This window comes from Clostridioides sp. LIBA-6622, assembly GCF_056716095.1.
In genome coordinates this window covers 2,192,140-2,216,122 of record NZ_CP196998.1, presented here as the reverse complement: position 1 = coordinate 2,216,122, position 23,983 = coordinate 2,192,140, and the positions used below count along the sequence as shown (strand labels likewise).

Annotated in this window: 30 protein-coding genes and 2 pseudogenes; 17 read left to right on the top strand and 15 right to left on the bottom strand. The window is 28.3% G+C overall.

Annotated elements, in window-relative coordinates:
* Positions 1-148 precede the first annotated feature (148 nt).
* On the bottom strand, positions 149-1,189 hold the full coding sequence (locus ACTG47_RS10765; RefSeq protein ID WP_479924536.1) for an AI-2E family transporter: 1,041 nt from the start codon (positions 1,187-1,189) through the stop codon (positions 149-151).
* Positions 1,190-1,425: 236 nt separating this feature from the next.
* Between ACTG47_RS10765 and ACTG47_RS10760 the strand changes: the two genes are divergently transcribed.
* The 3 genes from ACTG47_RS10760 (at position 1,426) to ACTG47_RS10750 (ending at position 4,039) form a co-directional block, all read left to right on the top strand.
* Positions 1,426-2,142 carry a pseudouridine synthase gene (locus ACTG47_RS10760; RefSeq protein WP_479924535.1) on the top strand — a complete coding sequence of 239 codons (717 nt, stop codon included), beginning with the start codon at positions 1,426-1,428 and terminating at the stop codon, positions 2,140-2,142.
* 42 nt (positions 2,143-2,184) lie between these two features.
* A complete protein-coding gene (gene mnmM / locus ACTG47_RS10755; protein WP_169470344.1) occupies positions 2,185-2,766 on the top strand; it encodes a tRNA 5-(aminomethyl)-2-thiouridylate-methyltransferase MnmM in 582 nt (193 codons plus the stop codon).
* A 400-nt stretch (positions 2,767-3,166) separates the two neighbouring features.
* Positions 3,167-4,039 (top strand): MurR/RpiR family transcriptional regulator, encoded by an 873-nt coding sequence (locus ACTG47_RS10750; RefSeq protein WP_021384902.1) that lies wholly within the window; start codon positions 3,167-3,169, stop codon positions 4,037-4,039.
* A 149-nt stretch (positions 4,040-4,188) separates the two neighbouring features.
* Here the strand turns inward: ACTG47_RS10750 and ACTG47_RS10745 are convergent.
* Positions 4,189-4,410, bottom strand: a pseudogene (locus ACTG47_RS10745) (site-specific integrase); the annotation flags it as partial.
* A gap of 641 nt (positions 4,411-5,051) precedes the next feature.
* Here ACTG47_RS10745 and ACTG47_RS10740 point away from each other — a divergent pair.
* The 9 genes from ACTG47_RS10740 (at position 5,052) to ACTG47_RS10700 (ending at position 10,638) form a co-directional block, all read left to right on the top strand.
* Entirely contained in the window at positions 5,052-5,291 is a 240-nt protein-coding gene (locus tag ACTG47_RS10740) for a hypothetical protein (RefSeq protein ID WP_479924534.1), read from the top strand.
* A gap of 83 nt (positions 5,292-5,374) precedes the next feature.
* Complete coding sequence (locus ACTG47_RS10735) at positions 5,375-5,560, top strand: DUF4177 domain-containing protein (RefSeq protein ID WP_169470346.1); 186 nt, start codon at positions 5,375-5,377, stop codon at positions 5,558-5,560.
* A gap of 38 nt (positions 5,561-5,598) precedes the next feature.
* Positions 5,599-5,811, top strand: coding sequence for a hypothetical protein (locus tag ACTG47_RS10730; RefSeq protein ID WP_169470347.1), 213 nt, complete (start codon positions 5,599-5,601; stop codon positions 5,809-5,811).
* A gap of 475 nt (positions 5,812-6,286) precedes the next feature.
* A complete protein-coding gene (locus ACTG47_RS10725; protein WP_479924533.1) occupies positions 6,287-6,853 on the top strand; it encodes a hypothetical protein in 567 nt (188 codons plus the stop codon).
* Positions 6,854-7,132: 279 nt separating this feature from the next.
* Positions 7,133-7,534: a hypothetical protein gene (locus ACTG47_RS10720; RefSeq protein WP_169470349.1), complete on the top strand. Its 402-nt coding sequence runs from the start codon at positions 7,133-7,135 to the stop codon at positions 7,532-7,534.
* A gap of 76 nt (positions 7,535-7,610) precedes the next feature.
* On the top strand, positions 7,611-7,901 hold the full coding sequence (locus ACTG47_RS10715) for a hypothetical protein (protein ID WP_479924532.1): 291 nt from the start codon (positions 7,611-7,613) through the stop codon (positions 7,899-7,901).
* 402 nt (positions 7,902-8,303) lie between these two features.
* A complete protein-coding gene (locus ACTG47_RS10710; RefSeq protein ID WP_479924531.1) occupies positions 8,304-8,492 on the top strand; it encodes a hypothetical protein in 189 nt (62 codons plus the stop codon).
* Positions 8,493-9,042: 550 nt separating this feature from the next.
* Complete coding sequence (locus ACTG47_RS10705) at positions 9,043-9,849, top strand: N-acetylmuramoyl-L-alanine amidase (protein ID WP_479924530.1); 807 nt, start codon at positions 9,043-9,045, stop codon at positions 9,847-9,849.
* A gap of 357 nt (positions 9,850-10,206) precedes the next feature.
* Positions 10,207-10,638: a hypothetical protein gene (locus tag ACTG47_RS10700; protein ID WP_479924529.1), complete on the top strand. Its 432-nt coding sequence runs from the start codon at positions 10,207-10,209 to the stop codon at positions 10,636-10,638.
* Positions 10,639-10,779: 141 nt separating this feature from the next.
* On the opposite strand, the gene ACTG47_RS10695 is transcribed toward ACTG47_RS10700, so the two are convergent.
* Both ACTG47_RS10695 and ACTG47_RS10690 read right to left on the bottom strand, forming a co-directional pair.
* On the bottom strand, positions 10,780-11,097 hold the full coding sequence (locus ACTG47_RS10695; protein ID WP_479924528.1) for a hypothetical protein: 318 nt from the start codon (positions 11,095-11,097) through the stop codon (positions 10,780-10,782).
* A 31-nt stretch (positions 11,098-11,128) separates the two neighbouring features.
* Positions 11,129-12,097: a CPBP family intramembrane glutamic endopeptidase gene (locus ACTG47_RS10690; RefSeq protein ID WP_479924527.1), complete on the bottom strand. Its 969-nt coding sequence runs from the start codon at positions 12,095-12,097 to the stop codon at positions 11,129-11,131.
* A 415-nt stretch (positions 12,098-12,512) separates the two neighbouring features.
* Here ACTG47_RS10690 and ACTG47_RS10685 point away from each other — a divergent pair, with 415 nt between their 5' ends.
* Positions 12,513-12,800 carry a hypothetical protein gene (locus ACTG47_RS10685; RefSeq protein ID WP_479924526.1) on the top strand — a complete coding sequence of 96 codons (288 nt, stop codon included), beginning with the start codon at positions 12,513-12,515 and terminating at the stop codon, positions 12,798-12,800.
* Between the two features lie 587 nt (positions 12,801-13,387).
* On the opposite strand, the gene ACTG47_RS10680 is transcribed toward ACTG47_RS10685, so the two are convergent.
* From ACTG47_RS10680 to ACTG47_RS10630, 11 genes and pseudogenes are all read right to left on the bottom strand, one after another.
* Positions 13,388-13,618, bottom strand: coding sequence for a helix-turn-helix domain-containing protein (locus ACTG47_RS10680; RefSeq protein ID WP_479924525.1), 231 nt, complete (start codon positions 13,616-13,618; stop codon positions 13,388-13,390).
* Position 13,619: 1 nt separating this feature from the next.
* Positions 13,620-14,027, bottom strand: a complete 408-nt coding sequence (locus ACTG47_RS10675; protein WP_479924524.1) for a sigma factor-like helix-turn-helix DNA-binding protein — start codon at positions 14,025-14,027, stop codon at positions 13,620-13,622.
* Between the two features lie 301 nt (positions 14,028-14,328).
* The gene (locus ACTG47_RS10670; protein WP_479927079.1) at positions 14,329-14,517 is read right to left on the bottom strand and encodes a GNAT family N-acetyltransferase; all 189 of its coding nucleotides are present in this window, start codon (positions 14,515-14,517) and stop codon (positions 14,329-14,331) included.
* Between the two features lie 20 nt (positions 14,518-14,537).
* Entirely contained in the window at positions 14,538-14,753 is a 216-nt protein-coding gene (locus ACTG47_RS10665) for a hypothetical protein (RefSeq protein ID WP_479924523.1), read from the bottom strand.
* 13 nt (positions 14,754-14,766) lie between these two features.
* Positions 14,767-15,693 carry a hypothetical protein gene (locus ACTG47_RS10660; RefSeq protein ID WP_479924522.1) on the bottom strand — a complete coding sequence of 309 codons (927 nt, stop codon included), beginning with the start codon at positions 15,691-15,693 and terminating at the stop codon, positions 14,767-14,769.
* A 125-nt stretch (positions 15,694-15,818) separates the two neighbouring features.
* Positions 15,819-16,601, bottom strand: coding sequence for an aminoglycoside 6-adenylyltransferase (locus ACTG47_RS10655; RefSeq protein ID WP_479924521.1), 783 nt, complete (start codon positions 16,599-16,601; stop codon positions 15,819-15,821).
* 155 nt (positions 16,602-16,756) lie between these two features.
* A complete protein-coding gene (locus ACTG47_RS10650; protein WP_479924520.1) occupies positions 16,757-17,377 on the bottom strand; it encodes a Crp/Fnr family transcriptional regulator in 621 nt (206 codons plus the stop codon).
* A gap of 87 nt (positions 17,378-17,464) precedes the next feature.
* Positions 17,465-18,379: a conjugal transfer protein gene (locus tag ACTG47_RS10645; RefSeq protein WP_479924519.1), complete on the bottom strand. Its 915-nt coding sequence runs from the start codon at positions 18,377-18,379 to the stop codon at positions 17,465-17,467.
* A gap of 15 nt (positions 18,380-18,394) precedes the next feature.
* Positions 18,395-19,216, bottom strand: a pseudogene (locus ACTG47_RS10640) (invasion-associated protein P60); the annotation flags it as partial.
* Positions 19,212-19,718: a hypothetical protein gene (locus tag ACTG47_RS10635; protein ID WP_479924518.1), complete on the bottom strand. Its 507-nt coding sequence runs from the start codon at positions 19,716-19,718 to the stop codon at positions 19,212-19,214. The pseudogene ACTG47_RS10640 and the gene ACTG47_RS10635, both read right to left, overlap by 5 nt.
* A 23-nt stretch (positions 19,719-19,741) precedes the next feature.
* The gene (locus ACTG47_RS10630) at positions 19,742-20,911 is read right to left on the bottom strand and encodes a SpaA isopeptide-forming pilin-related protein (RefSeq protein WP_479924517.1); all 1,170 of its coding nucleotides are present in this window, start codon (positions 20,909-20,911) and stop codon (positions 19,742-19,744) included.
* Positions 20,912-21,417: 506 nt separating this feature from the next.
* Here ACTG47_RS10630 and ACTG47_RS10625 point away from each other — a divergent pair.
* The 4 genes from ACTG47_RS10625 (at position 21,418) to ACTG47_RS10610 (ending at position 23,982) form a co-directional block, all read left to right on the top strand.
* Positions 21,418-21,990 carry a TetR/AcrR family transcriptional regulator gene (locus tag ACTG47_RS10625; RefSeq protein ID WP_479924516.1) on the top strand — a complete coding sequence of 191 codons (573 nt, stop codon included), beginning with the start codon at positions 21,418-21,420 and terminating at the stop codon, positions 21,988-21,990.
* A 46-nt stretch (positions 21,991-22,036) separates the two neighbouring features.
* On the top strand, positions 22,037-22,828 hold the full coding sequence (locus ACTG47_RS10620) for a class I SAM-dependent methyltransferase (protein WP_479924515.1): 792 nt from the start codon (positions 22,037-22,039) through the stop codon (positions 22,826-22,828).
* Positions 22,829-22,993: 165 nt separating this feature from the next.
* Positions 22,994-23,269, top strand: coding sequence for a heavy metal-binding domain-containing protein (locus ACTG47_RS10615; protein WP_169468902.1), 276 nt, complete (start codon positions 22,994-22,996; stop codon positions 23,267-23,269).
* Between the two features lie 335 nt (positions 23,270-23,604).
* Positions 23,605-23,982: a jacalin-like lectin gene (locus tag ACTG47_RS10610; protein WP_479924514.1), complete on the top strand. Its 378-nt coding sequence runs from the start codon at positions 23,605-23,607 to the stop codon at positions 23,980-23,982.
* Position 23,983: the final 1 nt, after the last annotated feature.

The following is a 23,983-nucleotide window of genomic DNA, read 5'->3' as shown; positions in this document are numbered from 1 at the left end:
ATGTGTATATATTTTAATAAATAAAATAGGCATTGTAAAAAATTAACCCTTAGCAAATTGTTTTTGCTAAGGGTTAATTTTTTATAAAAGAATTTAATAGAAAGTAGCTAATTTTGAACCTAGAAATTAAAACTATAATAAATATAAGCTATTGTAGTCGTTTATCTATATATTTATCAACATAAGTTTTTATAACAGCTGCTATTGGAACTGAAAGAAAAACACCTATAAAACCAAATAGAGATTGTCCTATTAAAATTGCAGAAATTACCCATATAGCTCCTATACCAACTTGATTGCCCATAACTTTTGGTTCTATAAAGTTTCCATCTAATTGTTGTAATATAAATATGAATATAACAACCCATATAGTTTTTTGTGGATTATATAAGATTGTCATGGCTATTGGAGGTATTGCACCAATAAAAGGACCAAAATACGGTATTATATTACCTAAGAATATTATTGAAGCTAAAAATAAAGCATTTTCTATTCGAATAACAAATTGAAATCCTAAGAATGCAATTATACCAATAATAAGAGAGTCTAATATTCTACCAATCAAATAATCGTAGAAAATGTCATGAGTGGTTCTAAAGAATTCTATAATATCATCTGCTTTATTTCTATTAGTAGAAGAGTATAGCAATTTTTTAAACCCTAATGCAATTTTTTCTTTGTCATATATAATATATATAGACAGTATAAATCCCATTGTCATATTAAATAACATAGAAGATATACTAAGTGTATAGACTAATAAGTTTTTAGGAATTTTACTAATAAAATCATTTGCCTCTTTTAGTAGATTATCTAAGCTATGTTGTATGTGAGGAATTAAAGTTTTTAAAAAATCTATGTTTGACATATTTTTTTCTATAAAATTGTTTATATAATCAGTGTACATAGGCATTTCATTTATTAACCTGTTTAATGTATTAGCAATTGATGGAATTAATAATCTAATGCCAAAAGCTAAAATAAGACCTATAAATATATAGGCTAAAAAAATGGCTAAAAGCCTATGTGTTTTAAATCTTATTTCAAAAAGCATTACTAAGGGATTTAAAAGCAAAGCAAGTAAAATAGCTAGAAAAAATGGGCCAAAAAACTTTAAGAATCCTTCAATGCTAGATATAAAATCTGATGGAGTATTAACAAATTTAAAAAATAAAATTCCAATAAACACAACTATTAAATAGTATTTTACATTTTCTTTTGAAATAATAATCACTTCCTTAAAATAGTGTTTAATCAGCTATTACATATTAATAGTATGTGAAAAGAAATTACAATTATTTAGGAAAATTAAATAATTTTTTAGCTTGTTTTTAATTGAGGTCTAGTATAGTATAATAATGTAGCAAAATTAACATTGATAAAAATATAAAATAACATATAATTTAAGATAAGGAAGGATTATGTATGAGAATTAATAAGTATATAGCTTCTTGTGGGATTGCATCTAGAAGAAAAGCAGAAGAAATTATTCTTGAAGGAAGAATAAAGGTAAATGGAAATATAGTAAAAGAGTTATCATTTAATATTGAAGAAGAAAAAGATATAGTGGAATTTGATAATAAAAAAGTAAAGCCAAGTGAAAAGCATATATATATAGTATTAAATAAGCCAGAAGGATATATAACTACAGTAAAAGACCAGTTTAATAGGCCAAGTGTAATAGATATACTTAAAGATGTAAAAGAAAGAGTGTATCCAATAGGAAGATTAGATTATGAAACAAGTGGATTATTAATACTTACTAATGATGGAGACTTAACATATAAACTTACTCATCCAAAACATGAGATTGGCAAAACATATGTAGCAAGTGTTAAAGGGCTTATAAGTAATGATGAAATAAGACAGTTTGAAAGAGGATTAAATATAGAAGATTACACAACAGCACCTGCTAAAATAAGAGTAACCAAAGAAAATAAAGAAAAGAATTATTCTGTGTGTGAAATAACTATACATGAGGGAAGAAATAGGCAAGTGAGAAAAATGTGTAAGGCTATAAATCATCCAGTTTTAAATTTAAGAAGAATTTCTGTAGGTAAAATAGTATTAAAAGATATAAAAGTTGGAGAATATAGATACTTAACAGAAGATGAAATAAAATATTTAAAGTCAATAAAATAAGATAACAGTGAAATAAAGCTAATAGTAGGGAGAAATGGTATTATGGCATACGCGAAATATTTAACTAAGATTACAGATATAAATAAATTTTATTTAGAAAAGATTATAAGTGAAGGCGATATAGTAATCGATGCGACTATGGGAAATGGATATGATACAATATACCTAGCTGAGAAGGTTGGAGAAGAAGGGTTTGTATATGCATTTGATGTACAAGAGGAAGCAATAAAGTCTACAAGTAAAAAAATAGAAAAAGAAGGCTATATAGACAGAGTAAAACTAATATTAGATGGTCATGAAAATATGAATAAATATATAAAAGAAGAAGTTTCATGTGTTTTATTTAATTTAGGGTATCTTCCAAGAGCAAAACATTCAATTATAACAAAACCAGATACAACTTTAAAAGCTATAAAATTGAGTTTAGAAATGTTAAAAGAAAACGGAGTAATAAGTATCGCTATATATACAGGGCATGATGGCGGTCAAGAGGAAAGAGATTGTATATATAATCTTATCAATAATTTAAGTCAGGATGAATTTAATGTTTTAGAATCTAAATTTTTAAATCAAGTCAATAACCCACCACAATTGATTTTAATTGAAAAGAAAAAATCACAATAAATACTAAAAAAAACTTGACAAGATTCTATTAAGAGTTAATATATATATTGTGACCTCTTAAAAATACTTTAAATAATAAGCATACGATAGTTTGCTTTTAAAATAAAATATATACTTAAATATGCAAAATAAGATGGGAAACTTTTAAATGAGTAAAAATTGAAAAATTTAAAAGAAATATTGAATAAATATTAAAAAATGCAAGGAAAGATGGTATAATAAATTTAATCGAAAGTACTATGTGATGTATAAGGTACAGAAAAGTTAGAATTTTATGAGTTTAAGAAGTTATGATAAAAACTAAGATGAAGTTGAGATAAAAACAAAATAATAGAATTTTTAGAGAAAAAGACAGTATTAACAAAAACAAAATAGTTTATATAACTAAAAGGAGAAAAAAATGGAAGAAACAAATGAAATGAAGGACAGTAAACATTTGATATCGAATATACAATCTCAGTATACGAGATTGAGTAAAGGTCAAAAACTTATAGCACAATATATTTTAAATAATTATGATAAAGTTGCATTTATGACTGCATGTAAATTAGGTGAAACTGTAGGTGTAAGTGAGTCTACTGTTGTAAGATTTGCAAATGCTTTAGGTTATAGTGGATACCCTAAACTACAAGCAGCGCTTCAAGAACTCATAAAAAATAAGCTAACTACAGTACAAAGAGTTGAAATGGCACATGATTATTCCGATGATTTTGCAATATTGAACAAAGTTTTAAAGAGTGATATAGACAATATAAGGTCTACATTAGAAGAAATTGATGAAAGAGCATTTAAAGAAGCTTCTAATAAACTTTTAAGAGCTAGAAAAATATATATACTTGGTATGAGAAGTTCCTTTGTAGTAGCTCAATATTTAGGTTTTTACTTAGATATAATACTTGACAATGTTCATATAATTAGAATGGATATGGGAGATGCTTTTGAGCAGATTGTAAGAATAAATGAAGAAGATGTTATAGTTGCCATTAGTTTCCCTCGTTATTCAAAAAAATCTTATCAAATTGTCGATTATGCTAAGGAAAAGGGAGCACATGTAATATCATTAACAGATAGCTTGTTTGCACCAGTAGCATCACTTGCAGATAATACTCTTTTAGTTAAAAGTAATATGGCTTCATTTGTAGATTCTTTAGTTCCAGCACTTAGTATTTCAAATGCTCTTGCTATATCTGTTGGAATGAAAGAAAAGGAAGATATTAAACAACACTTTGATGATTTAGAACAAATTTGGAAAAGATATTCTGTATATGAGTAAAGTTTGTATATTAATAAACAGTTTGAAGGGTTAAAACATTCAAATCTAGCCCTATTTAAACAAAGATATTATAAAATAACTGACTGACACTTAACTGACAAATTCCTTTTTAGGTTTAACTGACATTTAGCTGACAGTCAGTTTTTTGCTTATCTGAATAACATTTTACTTAAATTATTATAGGCTTTTTTGCACATTTCCTCTAAAACATGAGAATATCTATTCGTAGTTATTTTTATATCTGTATAATCCAACCTTTCAGAAACCACTTTCATATTAGTTACTCCCAAAAGTAGTAAACTAGCACTTGTATGTTTTAAATCATGTATTCTTATTTGTCTCAAATTGTTCTCCTTGATAAATATATGAAAATTTTTTGATAATACATTTGGTAGTCAGGTATTGAAATTTCTATTTAGACAAACTAAGTTATTTTTATTTTATTTTGTTTAAGTTTTTCTATCAATTTTTTTGGAACTGTCAAAATTTCCTTTATGAGGAAGTTTTAAAAAGTTACAAGGATTTTCTGTTATTTCTCTTAATCTATAAGATTCTCTTAATGCAGACCTTACAAATCTATATCTAGTTTTGATACTTTCAGATGTAAACTTAATGGATAATTCATTTTTATCTTAATTCAGATGTCTAAAAATTGAGTGAGGTTTGGTAACTTTACTTACCATGCAAGTAGTGGTTTAATCTAAATTCAATCCCTAGAACTTGCAACATAATATGTATCTCTCTAAAAATACTAAATTCATCCATACTTAGTATTTTTTACTCTTTAGATCATAGTTTTTAGGATAACTATGATACTATATTTGACTGTAAGATAATAAGTTGTTACTATGTAAATAATGATGGTAGTGTCCATATAGAAGTTTTAGATAAGACACTAAAAAATCAGCAAAAATATAAAAAACTTTAATTTAAAAGGATTTAGCTAGTAGACTAGGCTTTTTAATGTGTGATAATAATATGAAAGAAAATAATTAATTAAAGGGGTATAAGTATGAAATGTTCTAACTGTGGAAGTGAAAATATAGAAATAGGTATTTTAACAACTGGAGGTATATATGCTGAAACTATTGGGTTGAAGTATGTAGGAGATGGAAAGTTAGATAAAGTTATAAATAAAACTCTACCTGTACAATCAACTATCTATTCAGATCTATGCTTAGACTGTGGTGAAATAGTGAGAACTTACATAAAAGATGATACCAATAAGAAGTGGTGTAAAGATAAAAAATAGATTAAGTTAAAAGGTCATCTTGATAGATGATCTTTTTTATATTATGGTAATATAAAAGAAAATAATTACTAGGAGGTATGGGTATGTATGAGTATAAATTTTTTCAGTTACCAGCTACACCACTTTTTAATAAAGGTAAGACTATAAATGATGTACGGATACCTATTTTAGAAGAGGAATTTAATAATCTAGGAAAAGATGGCTGGGATTTATTTCAGATAAATTGGATTGAAGGTATTGCTGTATTTAAAAGAGAAATTAAAGAATAAATTAGTGAATAATAAAATAAAAAATAAGGAGTATAACTATGAAATGTCCTAATTGTGGTAGTGAAAATATAGAGCAAGGTATTTCTACAGTTAGCGAATCAGGATTCGTTACATATAGAACTGGTTTAGAATACAATACAAGATTTTCTACTAAGGTATCTAAAACATATTCTGACTTATGCTTAGATTGTGGTGAAATAATTAGAACTTATATAAAGGGTGAGACTGACAGGAATTGGTGTAAAGATTAGAAATAAAAATATATAAGATTTAGACTATCTTTATAGATGGTCTTTTTCTATACAATAAATTAAAAAGAGAATGAAATTATGAAATTTGAAGAAGTATATAAAAAGATTAAGGAATTAATAGAAATTATTTAAACTAATCTTAGTATCTATTGCCTAATAATTAGCTTTATTATTTATTATATGATATAATGTAAAATAGAGATAAGGAAGTGGTTAGTATAGGAATATTAAAAAGTGCTGAATTAGTTAGAAAGATAGCACAAAGAATTGCTAGGGAAAAAGGAATAAGAGAGCAAGAAGCATGAAATGATGCTGTTACAGAGTATAAACAAAAACATAGATACTTAGTCTAGAGAATCATCTTTATAGATGGTCTTTTTTTATGTAAGAAGTTTGTGTAATAAATTAAAAATAAATGTAAAAAATATTATACAACTATAATAAGATAAAGTAATGTTTTTAAGGAGAAAAAGATATGCTTAATCAGTTTAATGAATTTCTTGGTAACTATATAAATATAATTTCTGTAATTGCATCATTTGCATCAATAGCAGCCTTGATTATATCAATTATAGCTTTTATGGAATCTAATAAACAAGCCAAATTGATATTAAAATATAGAAGAAATAATGAGAATAATATGGCTGGTGATTATTATGAAAATGGTAATGGATATATTAGACTTGATTCGAATAAGATAGATGATAAACCTGGTATCTATACTAAGATTCGTAGTAATAACTTAGTTGATTTTGTAATAGAAAATAAAAGTACAATTGTTGCAAAAAGCCCTATATTAAGTTTGAAATTTATTAATATGGAAGTAGAGATTGAAGAAAATAATAACTTTGAACAAATAAATAGTGAGCTTAGATGGCATCCAAAAGATAATACCACAATCCATAAAGGAATAAATTTTAGAATAGAGCAATTTAATTTTAAAAACTGTGTTATCCTTAAAAAAGACGTTTATATAGAGGTGGTATTATCAGCTGATAATATGGAGACAAAAGAATTTAGAATACCAATAAAAGTATATTAAAGAACACTAGTAAGTGTTCTTTTTTTATTTAATGGATTGGAGGCAGTAAATGAACAAAAAAGAAGTTGTTTCTTTAAATTTAGAAGATATAAAACCTTATGAAAATAATACTTTAAAGATTCAATCAAACTCAAGTAAAATCTTTGTATAAATATTATTATATATTTAAAATATTTTTAGAATAATTATAAATTTATATTAATAAACGACTGTAAGAGTACACTTGTTTTATAGTATAATAAATTAATATATTATGCAGGAAATTGAGGAGAGATACTTATGCAGACCTTAGATGTATACATGAAAAAATTATGTCCACAATATCTAATCAAACATAGTGAAATCGTTGATGAAGTAACTGTTGATGTACGTACGCCAACAGAATATGGTAGTATAACTAAATTAGAACATAATATCTCTGTTATTAATGAAAAAGAATATGACTTTCTGCACAGGAATAAACCTATCGCAGGAATTATTGTTTTATATGGTTTAATAAAAAATCGCAAAAAGATAAAAGATAAACTCCTATCTATTAGTGATAATAATAGTAAAAAGATAATAATTGCTTGTTCTAAAGGTAGAATTCGTAGTCCAGTTGTTTGGATGTATTCTAGATATTTAAAAATAGATTCTAAAGTATTATTGGATGGAATAAACTCTCTAAAAAGTAATTCTTAAAAGCGAAAATTTGAGTATTTTGTAATTGTCGAATAGTTTTTGAAGGATATTGACCTTTGAAGTTGAATTTTATACTTTGGAAGAGATTAATATGGATGAAGAGTATTTAAAAGAATATTTATTTTATTATAAGAAATTAAAAGGTAAGAAGAGTAAAGAAGAAAAAATAAATATAGAAAACAATAGAACTGTAGTAGATTTAAATGTTAAAAATAATATGTCGATATGGTTTTATCCTGCATTGGCTTTGTTTATTACAATAGATAGTTTAGCTATACAAGTTTTAGAAAAAATTTCATTTTCTATACTTATAACAATAATAATTTTTCTTCTTATGATGTATTTGTTACGAAAAAATGGAAAATAGCTTTATAATTAAACAACATCTATATATGAAAGGTATGAGCCCTAAAAAGGGCTCTTTTTTTATTCCCAAAACAAACAAAAATGAGGTGGATATATAGCTAGATATGAATACTGGATAACAGAATGGTGAGTATTTGGATGAAGATATGGACTTTACATGTGAGGATTGGGAATTAGTTGAAAAGTTCAATTTAATATCAGGTACAATATAAAATACACATTTATAAATTATAGATGTGTATTTTTTATGTAAAAAAATAAAAATAGAAAACAAGCTGAAATAAGAAAACAAGACCATTATATATTAATCTATGCTAGATAAATAAATTAAAATGGAGTGGTGAAAAATTATATAAGATAGATATTACTAAATGTAAAGCTAGTCAATAGAATCACTTTTCAGATGAGTACAAATAAGAAGGAATTAAAAGATAGAAGGAATAATGGCATGGATATTCAAAGAGATTGCTATTCTACATTTTTAATAATTGATGTTAATGAAGATTTAAAATCAATCAACAGAGAATTATGTATTAACAAATATAATAACTTTAAAATATTACATGATAAAGAAATAATTAGATTAAAATAATTAAAATTAAATGGTTATAAATTGATATCTAGTACGGGGATATAAAAACTATATAGATTGAGAAACGAGCCCAATATAAATGTTAATGGTGTCAACCGATACTTTGTTAATAAAAGTCTTAGAGAAATATGATTAGTGATAATATGTTGTAGGTTATGATTTATTATAACTGAGAGTATTGTAGAAATTCATGTAGTACCTAAGAACCCCACGCCCTTAGGCGTAGGAGTTTCAGTAGGATTCTTTATATTTGCAATCCAAAGAGACATATTTTAAATTAGGAGGAAAATAAATGGATAATTTAATAAGTTTTATATCAGAGTAGTTGCTAATTTTAGTAGTTGCTCTCTTTATTATAGGGAAAGGGTGCAAAAAATATAAATAACTAAATAATAAATATATATACAGTACTATTATTAGCACTTGGAATAGGTTTTTCAGTATGGGTGTTAGGATTAAATCCAACCTCAATCTTACAAATTACAATTTGCTAAGGTATATCAATAGGTATAAATCAAACTTACAAACAATCAAAGGAGGAAAATAAATAATGAAAATAGCAATAGTACCAGGGCATACGCTAACAGGTAAAGGAACAGGCGCAGTTGGTTATATAGATGAAGGAAAAGAAAACAGAATACTAACTGATTTAATTGTCAAATGGTTAAAACAAGGTGGAGCAACTGTATATACTGGTAAGATAGATAAATCTAATAATTACTTAGCAGAACAATGTCAAATAGCAAATAAACAAGATGTAGACTTAGCAGTACAAATTCACTTCAATGCAAATAATAAAACACAAAATCCTATGGGTACAGAAACAATATACAAAACTAATGATGGCAAAGTGTATGCAAATAGAGTAAATGATAAATTAGCAACAGTATTTAGAAATAGAGGTGCGAAATCAGATGTAAGAGGTCTTTACTGGTTTAGTCATACAAAAGCACCAGCAATTCTAATTGAAGTATGTTTTGTAGACAGTAAAGCAGATACAGATTACTATATTAAAAATAAAAATACAGTTGCAAAGCTAATAGCTGAGGGTATATTAAATAAAAAAATAGATAATATTGAGGTGAAACAAATGTATAAACATACAGTAGTTTTCGAGGGAGAAGTTGACAAGGTATTAGCACAAATAGTCAGTTGGAATTATAAAGAGAGTGAATGTTTAGTTTGTGATATAGAAGATTATAAGCCATATCAAACAGAAAATTTATATATTGTAGGGGGAGGAGCATGTAATAAGATAGCTTCTATAACTAAAGAAAAATATACTATGATAAAAGGTAATGATAGATTTGATACACTTTATAAAGTATTAGATTTTATAGATAATGGCTTAAAATAGATAAGATATTTGTATAAATTATTACTATTTTATGATAAAAAATAATTTTTTTAAAATATTAGCCAGTTTTGCTTGTTTATTGACTAGTTATGTAGATTGATTGTAAATCTATCTTTATAGTGCTAGAATATGATTAAATATAAACTAATTGAAGGGGTATGATTGAATGAATTCTAAGAAAATAACATCCATATCATTAGCAACAATTAGTATTATAAGTATTTCTGTTGATAAGCCAAGTATACCAAAAGGTGAGCGTGTTATATTTAGAGTGGATATGCAACAGATAAGTCAGAGGCACCGATAGCTAATAGAACTGTATACTTACTTGAAAATGACTATCCAAAGGAATATACATTGGTAAAAGATATATTCGATATTACTAAAACAGATTCAAATGGGTACTATTCATTTTCTTTTACTGTAAGTTATACATATGGATATCATCCATTCTTTGTTATGTTGTCAAATGGAGAAACTACAGAAAAAAACAATTATCTATTTAATGTCATGAAACAAAAACAAGAACTTAATAATAGAATTAAAGATTTAAAAGACAAACAAGAACTTTATGCTAAAAAAATAAATGAAGCAATTAGAAATTTATTTAAATCAGAAATAGAAAATAAAAATAGTAATGTAGAAGAAGAAAATGAAAATACTATTTTGGAAGAATATCCAATTTCTCTAAATACAGAAGAAAAAGAGGAATTATTAAATACGGATGAACTTAGTGATAAAAACGAAGAAGAAATATTAAATGATGAAAAGTTAGAGGAATTAGAATAAAAAGGTGTCGATAATGAAAAAGAGTCAGAAGAACTAGAACAAAAAAATATTGATAAAGAAGATAAAGAACTTGAAAATTTATTAAAAAAGAAGGTAGCGACTGGAGTTAGTTGTTACCTTCTTTTTTAATAAATTTAAAGTTTATACAGTTATATATCTCTTTCTAATTAAATAATATAAGATTGTTGTTGTAATAGCTACTAATATCATTGCTATTATTGTAATATCTAATCTTCTTGTAAATAAACCTATAGCTATGTATTCAAGACCTATTACATAGCGATAAAGCACTTCCAGTTTAACAGTTCTTTTTCTATCTATATTTCCATACTTTAATTCTAATTTATCTAAATATTCATCACTACAAAAACCAATTTTATGTTTAATTAAGGATATTATTGTAGTTAATATTATAATTCCTACTCCGAGAAGTATAAGATTGATATTTCCAGGATTCATAGTAGATACCTCCTTTAGCATAATAATTTTTTTATGTATGTTGTTTATATTCTTTTGTAAAGAGGAAAGGAAGATAAAATAGTGATACAAATATAAGTCTCTCTAAAATAACATAATGGCTAAATGGCATTTCAGAACTATTACAAATAACATCTAAACTATTAATTAAAGCATGAATTATAGAACAAAACCATATATTTTTAGTTTTCAAATAAACATAACCTAAAAATATAGAAAGTCCAATTCCATAAATTAAATGAATTACACTTCCCATTATTGGAGCATCAGGACTATAGAATGTAAACTGTAGAGGTAAATGCCATAAACTCCAACAAATGCCTACAATTATAACACCTGTTTTTTTGCCAAATTTATCAAAGAAAATACTTTGCAAAAAACATCTCCAGCCATATTCTTCAGATAAAAAAGGATAAATATGTATTAGTGATATTATAGTAAGATTCAGATAAAATAAAATACCATTATAATTAAGATTATTTCTACTTATTATTAATGCAAGGATAATTTGAGAAAGTATAAAGTAGACAATTAATAAAGCACCTATTCTTATATTCTTTAGAATATAGAGTTCTTTTGATTTAAAAGAATGAATAATAAGATATAAACTGCTTATTAAAATTAATATATAATTTATTAATTGAGATTGATTGAGGTTTATTAAGTTAAATGATTTAGCAATAAATAATAAAAAATAACTAAGAAAAAGCAATATTACTAGTGAATAAAACTTATATTCATCATTAGTTTTTCCTTCTGAGTAAAATTTTGCAATAGCTACAGAAGATAGGGGCAATATCATCATGAATGATGCAAAGCTTTCAAGGTCAATAAACTTATTGAAATATAATAGAAAACCTAATAAATAAGTTAAACCAAAAGTTATAGAAAAAAATATTATAATCTGTATTTTCTTTCTTTTTTTATCGCTTTCAATATATTTTGGGTTTAATAAATCAATCCATTTTTCTTGTAAGCTCAATAGAAAAACCTCCTTTAAGATATTATTTTCTTTTTTATAATCATCAACTCATATAAGAGTTATCTTTCTTAATCAAAGTATATCAGTAAGATAAGTACAAAGAGTGTCTAAAATATTACAAATATATATAATAAAAATTAATAATGAGATAATGAATAGCAAAAAAATTAATTATTTTGCTAAGATAGATTCAAATTTCTGAAAATTTATACTATAATTTATATAAACAAGTAGGTGTTCTTATAAAATTAAAAAATTTGTATTATTTGAAATATCAGTATTGATGATTCTTTTAGTTTATTTACAAAGATAAAGAGAAGTGTATCAAGTGCCACTTGGGCTGATTATGTAGATGTTCTTATAGGAACTAGATTTGGTTTAGCATAAAATACAAATATAGAATTTAGGTGTTTTTATGAAAAAAATTATATGGGTTTTATATAGTTTTATAGTTATTACAATTAATTTTACATTAAAAGAAAAAAATTATAACTTTATTTTACTGTCAATCTTTTTTATACTACTATTAATTCAAAATGGAGTATTAAAAACAGGTTACCAAAATAGAGCTACCTTTTATCAAGATAATTATTTTAATGAAAAAGATAAAAATGATGAGATAAAACTTATGACTATAAAGAATTTTATATTTTTGTCATTACCATTATGCTTTAATATAATATTTAACTATTTAACTTCTTAAATTGCATTTAGATTTATTTTAGTAATAGATAAATTAAATTTAAATATTAGATAAAAAGGTAGTAACTATTTAATTATAGTTACTATCCTTTTTGTTGTGGATAAAATATTTAACTGACATTTATATACAATCTAAAATATAGAATGTTGAAAAATCAATGTTTATAGATGAAAATACAAGATAAATCTTATTCCATATATGAGTACTAATATTATAGCTTTTTAAAGAGAAAAACTTATATTAAAGGCTTTGGTAAGCTCCACTGGTATTTCAACCAATCCCATTCTTATGGGCAGAACCGTGTCATACAGGTGTATCATTATACTGTGGTACAGGTTACGGCAAAACAACCGTTCCAAAGGTTATTCACAAATCACTATATAGTCGCTCTCTTGATTAAGGTCATGGCGTATAGTATTTGTTGGCTATCTGTATCACAAACGTATCTATCTACTTTATTCAGTTGTCAAAGAACAGTCGGTATTGATTTGCCTATAAAAGATCACAATAGCTTGTGGGCTTTTATAGACAAATAATTAATGATTCTCAATGTACCAAATAGCTTGATACATGGAGAGAGGGCGAGATTAAGACAAATCAAATCTCAAAATAGCAGTAATTAGTTTTGTTTCTAACATTTGTTTCACTTCTTCCTCTACGTGAATATAAGCATTTCCATGTTCGTCAAATAGAGTTTTTTTTGAAAGGCGAATGATATAGCGTTCAAAGTGTTTTAGTATGACATTGATAGCATCTACATCACCATGAATTGCAAGTAAAATTACTGTAAAAGGTAATACCTCATTGGTATTTTTCATTTCAATGTTCCTCCAGGAGTTCTTTTAACTCTTTTAATGCATTAGTTTTGTGATAATGTACGGTACTTTCTGCTAGATCCATCAATGTTGCTATGTCAGAATTTGTCATGCTGAGAAAGAATGAAAGTAGATTTATATCTTGTTTTCTTTTTGTAAGTTTTCCGATTGCTTGTGCCATTAATACATCTTCAATTCGTATGTTGTAGTCGTAAGAAACCATACAGATGTAGTTAGAATCATAATCATCTAAAATACTCAATTTACTTAATTCTGCAAGTGACAAAGATTCGAGAGATACCAAATAATCATTTCTGCGTTTATTTTCGTCATAAATATCTCTAGCATAGTTACGCAAAACTGTTTTACAGAAACTGTCGAATTGATGTTCAATTGTCTTTTCATCAACCATAAGATTTCACACCCTTTCCATCACAAGGAGTTAAATAACCTTGCTTACTCCTATCACGGTGGGAGGGCGTTAAATCTTCGATAAATTTCAAAAAAAGATAAAAAATACACACTCTGCCTATAGGGCAAAAATGTGTATTCTTTAAAACGTATTTAATTTATATTGGTTGTAAGCTACCACTATATTGATGTATGGAAATATGCATTGGCTAGCTTTTCATAAAAATACAAAGATGCATAAGAAATTAATAGAGGGGAAAAACTTATTCTGTTATTAAAAAGTAGGTTAATTCTAATAAATTCTATTGCGGTCGAATTAAACTATATACATGAAAATCAATCATGTTTCTATTCTTTATTATGGAATTGTGACAGTATTCTTCAATCTTAAAACCACATTTTTCCAATACTTTACTTGACCCTCTATTGTAGGGATATACATTAGCATGAATTTTGTTAAGGTTGTATTTTTCAAAGGCAATTTTGCATATTTCTTTTACTGCATTTGTTGTTATCCCTTTGCCCCAATAGCCCTGTCTTGATAAAAAATAGCATGGCTAAGTTGTTTAACATTTGGAGTTGCCAAACAAAAACTAATAAAATCTCTAGCGTTTTGCTCCGTATAAGGGTGGGGGAAGTTGTCACAAAGATTCTTTGCAATTTCTTTATCATTCGCAAACTCAACTAAATCGGTAATATAAGCATAATTCCACTCTATAAGTTCCATTTTTCTTCTCCTTTTATGAAACAGCTACAAGAAATCTTTCTAAGCCAATACCACTTATCAAACAGCGTTCTTTTTTATTTCCAAGCATTTGATAAGTCCAGTCAACAAATCCACCGTCAACCATTTCAACGGTTTCATTTCCTTGTATGACCGATAATTTGAAATTGATACCTTTATAATAATTATTATCAACATCATCATTATGAATTGATAACTCTATATTAGGAAAAATAAGTTTGATAGTTTCAACCATTCTGTCGAAAAATCCGTCATTATCTTTATATCCGTTTCTTTTGCGTAGAATAATAGAGAAACGAACATTTTCTATTTCACTTAATATATCTTTATAATAGTTTAAGTGCTTTTCTAACAACATTTTTTCACAAGTGTAAGACCCTGTATCTATACCAGATGAAACCATACAATATAAGCCAAAATGTGAATATAAACCTTTACCTACAAAATTTTGTGCTCTTATTGCCCTAGCAGTAGTAGCCATGTGGATAGGTATGGTATTATTTTCTTCTTTTCTTTTTAATTTATCAGCAATAATTATTGCCAACATATTTGAGGGGTCTGCAAGTGTTTCTGTCCCTCGTAGAGCACTTACTACGTTATATTGATCTACGGAGCCAAAAACGCTACAGCTACCTAATGGAGCAGAGGGAGAAAGCATAATCGTCTTGATATCCATATTGAATGCTTTTCTCAATAATTTTGATTCCAAAGCATGAATTTCTTCTGGTTCTATACCGCTAGGGATAGTAAATCTATTTAGTTGGTATGACTTTAGAATATCAGTTGCAGTTAAAGTATTTGCTTGTCTATCAAACACTTCTAATAGAAGTGAGTTCAAATCTGATTTTGATAGAGCTGATAACTTATCAACTATATTCTTATCCCCAATTTTATTTGTAATTCTACTTAAAATATCACTCATAGTTATCCTCCTATACTGTTACTTTCAAAATAATTATAGAATGGTTACAACAACTAATCTAGGTCATTTGACCAAAAATGAAAAAACACTGAATATTTACTATTAAATGTTTTTTTACTTTGGGTTTATTTGATTAAATCTTGAAAATACTGTAATGCAACCCTTTCAGCTTCAACCTTTCGGACAATAGGACTTTGTGATAATTCCTCTCTTAACTCAAGATACAGGTTGATAGTAGCCTGCAATGCATTAACACAGCTTTCATATTCATGGGTAGCAACCGTCTTTTCTAATGCTTCAATATATTGGGGTGCGTCCAATTCAATTTTTCTAACTCCACGAGGTAATTTACCTAAGAGAAGCTGTATTAATGGAGCAAGTACTGATTGTCTTAAAAAAGATAAAAAATCAATTGTTTCAAATAGTTCTCTACGTCCAATCTTAGTGCAAGCGTAATGAACCCAAATCCAAAATCTATCTTCAATCCACTGTAAGTCTGGAGTTGGGAAGTATGCTTCTTTTTTAGAATAAATTTCTGTTATGCAGTTGTTTTCTTCATAGAGAATAACTGAATCTTCAACCCTATCTAGTAAACCATCTAAGGTTGTAAACTTAAAATCAACATGAAGAACAGGGGAATCATAGAGGGAAATTATCAATCGAGGTTCTCCAGCGTGTTCGCCAGTAAAAGCAGAAACTAATGTTCCAAACTGTTCCACAATAAGTAATCTCTCTTCGATAACTTCTTCATAGGATTTATCATCTGCTACAATCAGAAAATCCAAATCAGAATATTCATCTAACGATTTTGTGATATAAGAACCGCTAATTGCAAGTCCTATTATCCTACTATCTCTTTTTGAAAATTCTAATACGTTTTGTATCATTTCCTGTTGTGTTTTAGTCATAATATAACACCTCTCACTTTCTTTTATTAGCTATCAATCCAACATAATTATGCATAGGAGTATTATATAATGAAGAAATAAAAAAAAATAGGTCACTTGACCCGAAATAAAAAAGTATTGAATAATTATTATCCAATACTTTTTTGAAATTATACTTATGTTGTAGGAAGATTCTTTAATACCTCTCGCTGATTAATTACACTAAATCTTTTGTTTTCATAAGCAATTAGATGTTCTTGTACACATTCATTTATAGCACGATTAATGCTTCTAATTGGAGCGTTTACTTCGCTAGCAAGTTGTTTTTTGGTAAGCAGATTTAATTCATTTCTATAATAGTGTAAGGATATACACCTCAGAAGTCGTTCTTTAACACTTAAAGATGATAATTCTTCAATTAATTCAGCATTTACAACTAATTTACTAGATATTTCTCGAATCAGAAATTTTGTAGCTTCAAAATCTCCCCTTAACCAGTTTAAAAAATCATCTCTATGAAGTTTATATACATTACAATCTGTGAAAGCGACAATTTCAACGGGTTTTTTCCCATCATTAAATTGTTCCATTTCTCCAAAAAAACTACCACTTCTATAAAGATGAATAGTTGAGATGTTTCCTTTCACATTTAAGATGAATGCTTCTGCAATACCGTCAATCATAAGAATTACATATTCATTTTCTTGCTCAGCAAAAAGAATAGTCTCTTTCTTTTTATACGTTTTTTTAACAAGCTTCTTTTTAATATCTTCATTCATAAAATCAATTAAATGCATATTCATCCCTCCTTACCAAATCTTTGATTAAATTATATCATCTTTCAATTAGTTAGGTAAGATAGTAAAAATATATTTACATAGAAACTATTCGATTATTATTTTCCAGTTGTCATTTTTCTGCAAAGTAAGCTCAAACTGGGAAAGCTGTGTAACTTTGGTTTCCTTATCAAGGTATTTCACTGTTACAATAGCGGTCACTTGATTGTTAACTTGTGTATAAACAGGATTCACAAGTTCCACAAATACATAATCTTTATTAATTACATCAAGTGCTTGATTACTTACATAGTAAGATAGCTCTTTTTCTGTTGCAGTAGGATAGAGCTTGAAGAATGTGTCTAGGAAACTATTAATTTCCTCTGTTGTATTTGCGTCCACCGTTCCTTCACTATCAGAAAGTACAGGCTCATAGCTTGCCTTTTGTGGCTTGCTGTCAATGGTAGGGTTCTTAATAATTACCATATTGCCTACTTCATCTACATAGACAGTAACAGTATAGGTGGAAGCGATATTCTTTTTGTTCTCGCCCTCTGAAATCTGTTGTCCTACTGAAAAGAGTACATCATAGGCATTTTCATTGTTCTGTGTCACACTCCATACTTGAAAGCTGTTAACAATAGAACTAGTAGGAATATCCGAGCGAACCATTTCAGTATTCAACTGTTGTAGGTTTTCAGTCAGATAATTCTTCAAATGTTCAATTCGTTTGTCCTGTGAATCTTGCGACTGTTGCCATGAAAAATATTCCTTGCTAAAGGATTCTACAAAACTCTCAATGCTATTCGTATCAACAACCTGTTTCTCAATGATTTCTTTTTCATGAACGGTGTGCATATCAATGGCTGTAAAGTTCTTATAAATTCCAAAGCTCATACTTCCTATCAATAATACCCATAAGGCAATCGTGAGCTTTTTATGTGTTCCCACTTTGATAGTGGGAATCTGTTTTTGCTTCTTTGGTTTGTCTGGTTTTTCTTTTCGTTCAATTTTGATTTTCATTTTATTAATTCCTTTCTATTTGATAATGCGTCCAGCTCCAATTAAATGAGCTTGCCAATAACTGTCGGTAAGGTTGGTATATCCAATCGGATTCCCTGCATGGTACATTTGGTTATTACCAACATAGATTCCAACGTGCGTCACATAACTACCAGCGTCATAGGTCGAGTGGAAAAAGACTAAATCGCTAGCTTTGGCTTCGGATAAGGGGATATGCTGTGTTGCGTCATATTGAGCTTGTGCAACTCTAGGAAGTTGAATCCCAGCTACGGCATAACTCCATTGTGTCAATCCGCTATAATCAAATGAAGTAGAGGGAGAAGAACCACCAAAGACATAAGGGTAACCCTCATATTTCAGTGCTTCATTCATAATCGCTTGCACGGTTTCATCATCAAACTGGACTGGTGTAAGGTATTGTGAAACAAGTAATACATAGAACTGATTTCCGTAGTTGTATCTCCAACCACCATTTATAGGGATTGCGATAGGATTTTTGTAATCAACCTTTACACCACCAGCTTTATCCTTTGAAAAAGATTCTGCCAGTTCATAGTTGTATTTCTTTCCATTGCTAGCTACATAATTGATGAAGCCACCGCCATAGTTATAAGACTGAATGACGGTATTAATATCACAGCCGTTGCTTTCAGCACTGGGTAGTAGCTCACTAAAGTATTTACACCCCTGTTTAATAGATTCTTCTGTACTAAGACTGTTCGGTGGAAGTCCTAAAGATTCTGAGAATTGCATAACATCTTCGGCAGTTCTGCCAGATTCCACCTGCATAATTGCCAGAATGTAATTGACGTATTCTTCAATGCCAAACTCTTTACAATTCCATCAAGTCGCCCATTTTTTCGCCTGCTCTTGTTCCAGCAGAACGATTTTCTGGATTCTGTTTTGTAGAAGTGGAACGGTTGGATGTTGATTCATTCCCATTCTCATTTTGTCGTTCATGGTTAACTTTCGTTGTCTTAGTAGGAGCAGGAGCTTCTTTCTCTTTACCAGAGCGACTACCTTTACCAATCGCTCGACTAACATTTCTCTGTAATCGTCTTGATTGACGATTTAAGAACATTCTATGTTTACGGAACATTTGACGCCCCATACCTTGAGAGTCATTACTTTGTAGAGCGAACATATTCATGATATCTCCCAGCTTGAAGTAGATTCCTGCAAAGGTCACTATCTGCAAGAACATAATCATGAAAAATGGAGAAGAACCAGCAAGGGAATACAACATAGTTGAAATACTAAAAGCCACTGTAATAATCAAAGTCAACCCAGCCCTTGTCATGATAACGTTGAATAGCTTCATGATTGCTTTTCTTCCCATACCATCAAAGCTAGGAATCATATTTAAGTACCATCTTCTTTATAGATTCCATAGACTGCACCTTTTAAGGAGTAGTTTTGATTGAACATAGTCGTGCCAAATTCTTTTCCTGTTTTAGCAGGAAGAACCTGTCCTAATTGTTCTTTGTTATTTAACGTAACTTTGACTGTTTCATTAGGCTTAATAACAACTTTCTTGATGAAATAGCCGTTAGGAGCGGTTACCTCTGTAACGGTTACAGTTGTACCCTCTGGAATATCATTGATAGTTGTTAGACCGTTTGAATCTGTGACAACTTCTTTAGATGTTCCGTTGTATTCAAATTTCAGTTTTGCATTAGATAAAGGTTTTCCTGTATCTTCATCAATCTTTGTAGTTTGCACATTGCCTAGCTTGATAACATCAACCTTAACAGTAGCTTGCTTTGAACTTTCTAAGTGAAACTCAACAAGGGTTTGATGTTGCGGTTTTGTATAAACAATAGAAGTACCAAGCTCACTTTGAGGTACTTTACGATAAGTGATAGAACCGTCATTTGAACTTGCACTAGGTGTAATTGTGATGGTATTTCCATTTTGTTGTAAAGTAGCGTTTGTGTTGTTAGATTCTAAAGTCATACCACTTAGAACACCGTTAGAATCTGTCAACGTAATACTATCGCCAACTGTTACTTGTACTTCTTGATTGTTCCATGATGGCAGCGTATCATGACTGTTTACCATTGCCATGATTTCAGCTTTTCTCTGATGATAGTTTGGGATTGTACTAGAGATATATTGGTCGCCTAATTCTTCCCATATCATTACTTGTGTAACGACATAATCATAATGAGATTGGCTTGTATTCGTGTAACTGTAATAAACTATTTTTGAAAGAATATCTTTCTTAGGAGCGATATATGATTCTGGAATATAACCACCACCTGTCGTAGTGAAGATTCCAGATTCTACACAGAATACTTTCTTTCCGTCCATCTTCATAACATAAATTGGATTGTGCGTGATTGCATAACCTAAGTGTGGGCTTACTCCTGTATAACTATATTCAGTCGGTTCGTTTAGAACCAATTCACTAGCTGAAACAGAGGTAGGGTTTGTTAAAAACGTACTGCAGACAGTTACTAAAACCATGATATAGGTTGTTAATTTTCTTAATATACTTTTCGATTTTGTTTTCATAGTATTTCCTTTCATAGTAATTTTGCATGAAAAAAGACGCTCAATTAAGAACGCCTGCAAATAGAAAAGGAACACCTTTTTTCGTGTTCCATGTTCTATAAAATATTTAGTTTTTTTTTGATACAATACTGATGTGTTAATACCATATCTTTGCATTTCTAGGACTTATCAACGTATCAAGGCTCATTCGGTAGTAGTAAATTAGTAGTAAAATGGCTTTGTTAGTCCTGTATATATGCGGATAGGTACTGTGTTCTAGGGGATAATCAGATTTTTAGTATGTTTTTATTTTAAAAAAATAATAAATCTTTTAGCTATCTTTTTCTATACAATAAAACTTAAAATCAAGTTGTTAGAAGCCTTATAAGGGTTAAGTATGACCTAATAAGTATGCCTTTTCAAGTTACAGAATAGGTAGAGAACGAAAGATGAAAGTTGTTTCTTGACATAGTTAACCTGATATGCAACAATAGTTGTATAACGTATGTGATTAAAAATTACCTATAAGGAAGTGAAATTTAATGCCACCTAAACCAAAAATAACAAAAGAAATGATTTTGAATATTGTATTGGAAATTACAAGAGAAACAGGTTTTGAAACTGTAAATGCGAGGAGTATAGCCAACAAATTACAATGTTCTACTAGACCAATCTTTACTTGCTATGAAAATATGGATGAATTAAAAAACGAATTTCTTTCTTTTGCATATGAATACTACAATCAGTATGTTACAAATTATCATAATTCTGTAGATGTTAGTCCCTATTTAATTCTTCCTCTTTCATATATTGAATTTGCTCAAGAAGAAATACATTTATTTAAGTTATTATTTATAAATGATATGGATTTGAATATGACAGAGGCAAAAGACTTTTATAATGAAATTGACAATGAGAAAAGGGCAAGAATTTTTTCAGAAACCATTGGGATAGAATTAGAACGTGCAAAAGTAATATTTTTGGATTTATTCCTTTATACACATGGCATAGCAGTCTTAGTAGCAACGAAAAAATTAACATTAGATAGAAATAGTGCTGAAAAAATGGTGAGAAATATATTGTCAGCTTTTATAAGACAAGAAAAAACAGATTGAAATTTATCTATTTGATGTTTAATAACTAATATAGAAGGAGTACAATATGAAAACAAACAAATATTTAAATGATTTTTATAATAATTATGATGAGGATAGTAGACTAGAGTTAAAGCATGGATCAGTTGAGTTTCTTACAACTATGCATTATATTGAGAAGTATATAAAACCTAATGACCATATTCTTGAAGTTGGGGCTGGAACTGGACGATATTCTCATGCACTAGCACGTCAAGGATATGTAGTTGATGCAGTAGAGTTAGTAGAGCATAATATAGAGATTTTCAATCAAAATACACAATATGATGAAAATATAACTGTTACTCAAGGTAATGCCCTGGATTTATCTGCTTTTCCTGATAACGAATATGATATGACATTGCTATTAGGGCCACTATACCATCTTTATAGCATAGAAGATAAACAACAAGCTCTTAGCGAAGCAATTCGTGTAACAAAACAAGGAGGAGTGATTTTCTCTGCATATGTAATATCTGATGGATGTCTTATTGATGAAGGGTTTAAACGAGGTAATATCAATGTTACTGAATATATTGAAAAAGGATTAATTGATTCTCTAACATTTGACACCAAATCCGAGTCTAAGGATTTATTTGAACTTGTCCGTAAAGAAAACATTGACAATTTAATGTCCATATTTCCTGTAACTCGATTGCATTATGTTGCATCAGATGGTTGTGCATTATTTATGCGTGAAGCAGTAGATGAAATGGACAATGAAACATTTGCATTATATTTGAAATACCATTTTGCTACTTGTGAACGTGAAGATTTATTGGGTGTTACAAGTCATGCGATTGATATATTCAGAAAATAAGTATATAGATTTTAATTTAGATGCACCTTATAAATTGATGGTTATTCTTTATGAATTTATACCAATGAATACAGTTTTGAAAATATTATAAAAGTATAATTGTTTTTGTTGAAATATTACATAACTTAGACTACTATTAAAGAAAAGGTATTGGAGGATATAGACATGATTATAAGTACTGGAGATATTAAAGAAGAATATGGGGTTATAGATGCCATATTTGCAATAGATTCTCATAAGGAAGGAATTTTTAGAAGTGCAGACCCAAACTCAGCATTTAAAGGAGTAAAAGAACAATTAAAGAAAAAATGTGAACAATTAGGAGGAAATGCTGTAATTAATTGTCAATTTGAATATCGTATTGCTGTGGCAGATGGTTTTGCAAGCAAAAAACAAGTTGTTGAAATATTTGCATATGGAACAGCTGTAAAAACTTTATAAAAATAGATATTTATAGAAAATTTTTTTGACTATTTATACATTTTTGATTACCAGTCAGATGATAAATATTGAATATTTAGAAAATTTTGTTTATTATTGCAAATAAAAATATATTTTTTTATTTTAAAAATAAATAAATAGGTGATTTTATGAATCTAGATTTTAACTACTATGGTACATACCTTGCAGCAAAGTAGCTGGTTATAATGCCTCTGATGCAAATATAATTGCTTATGTTGTTCAATATGTGGATGAATCAACTAACAGTATAATTCTTGAAGATGTAAACTTTACACTTTCTACAGTACAAACAACTTTAGAATTTGAAAAATAGTATGCAGATTTTACTTCATGGAGTTATATATGATGGAAATTGTGAAGCTCCATTACATGGTGAACCTTTTGGAGGTAGTAAGATATCTATAGATTTAGATAATGATGACTATATAGTTAAAATAAGTGGGTCTATAGGGTGGCTTACTAGTTTGACAATACCAGCAAGAACAATAGGTAAAATTACATTTTTAACTAAAAAAGGAAACACTATAATAACAGGAAAAGAATTAGTATTTAAAAAATATGGAAAATTTACTTTAGAGCCAGAGTCAGGTAAACAAATATTTGAATTTCAGGGTTCTTACTCAGTACATAAATTTAAACCAGAATATAGCAAAAGATATTTAGATTGTTTAGGAATTACTTGTATGAAATAGT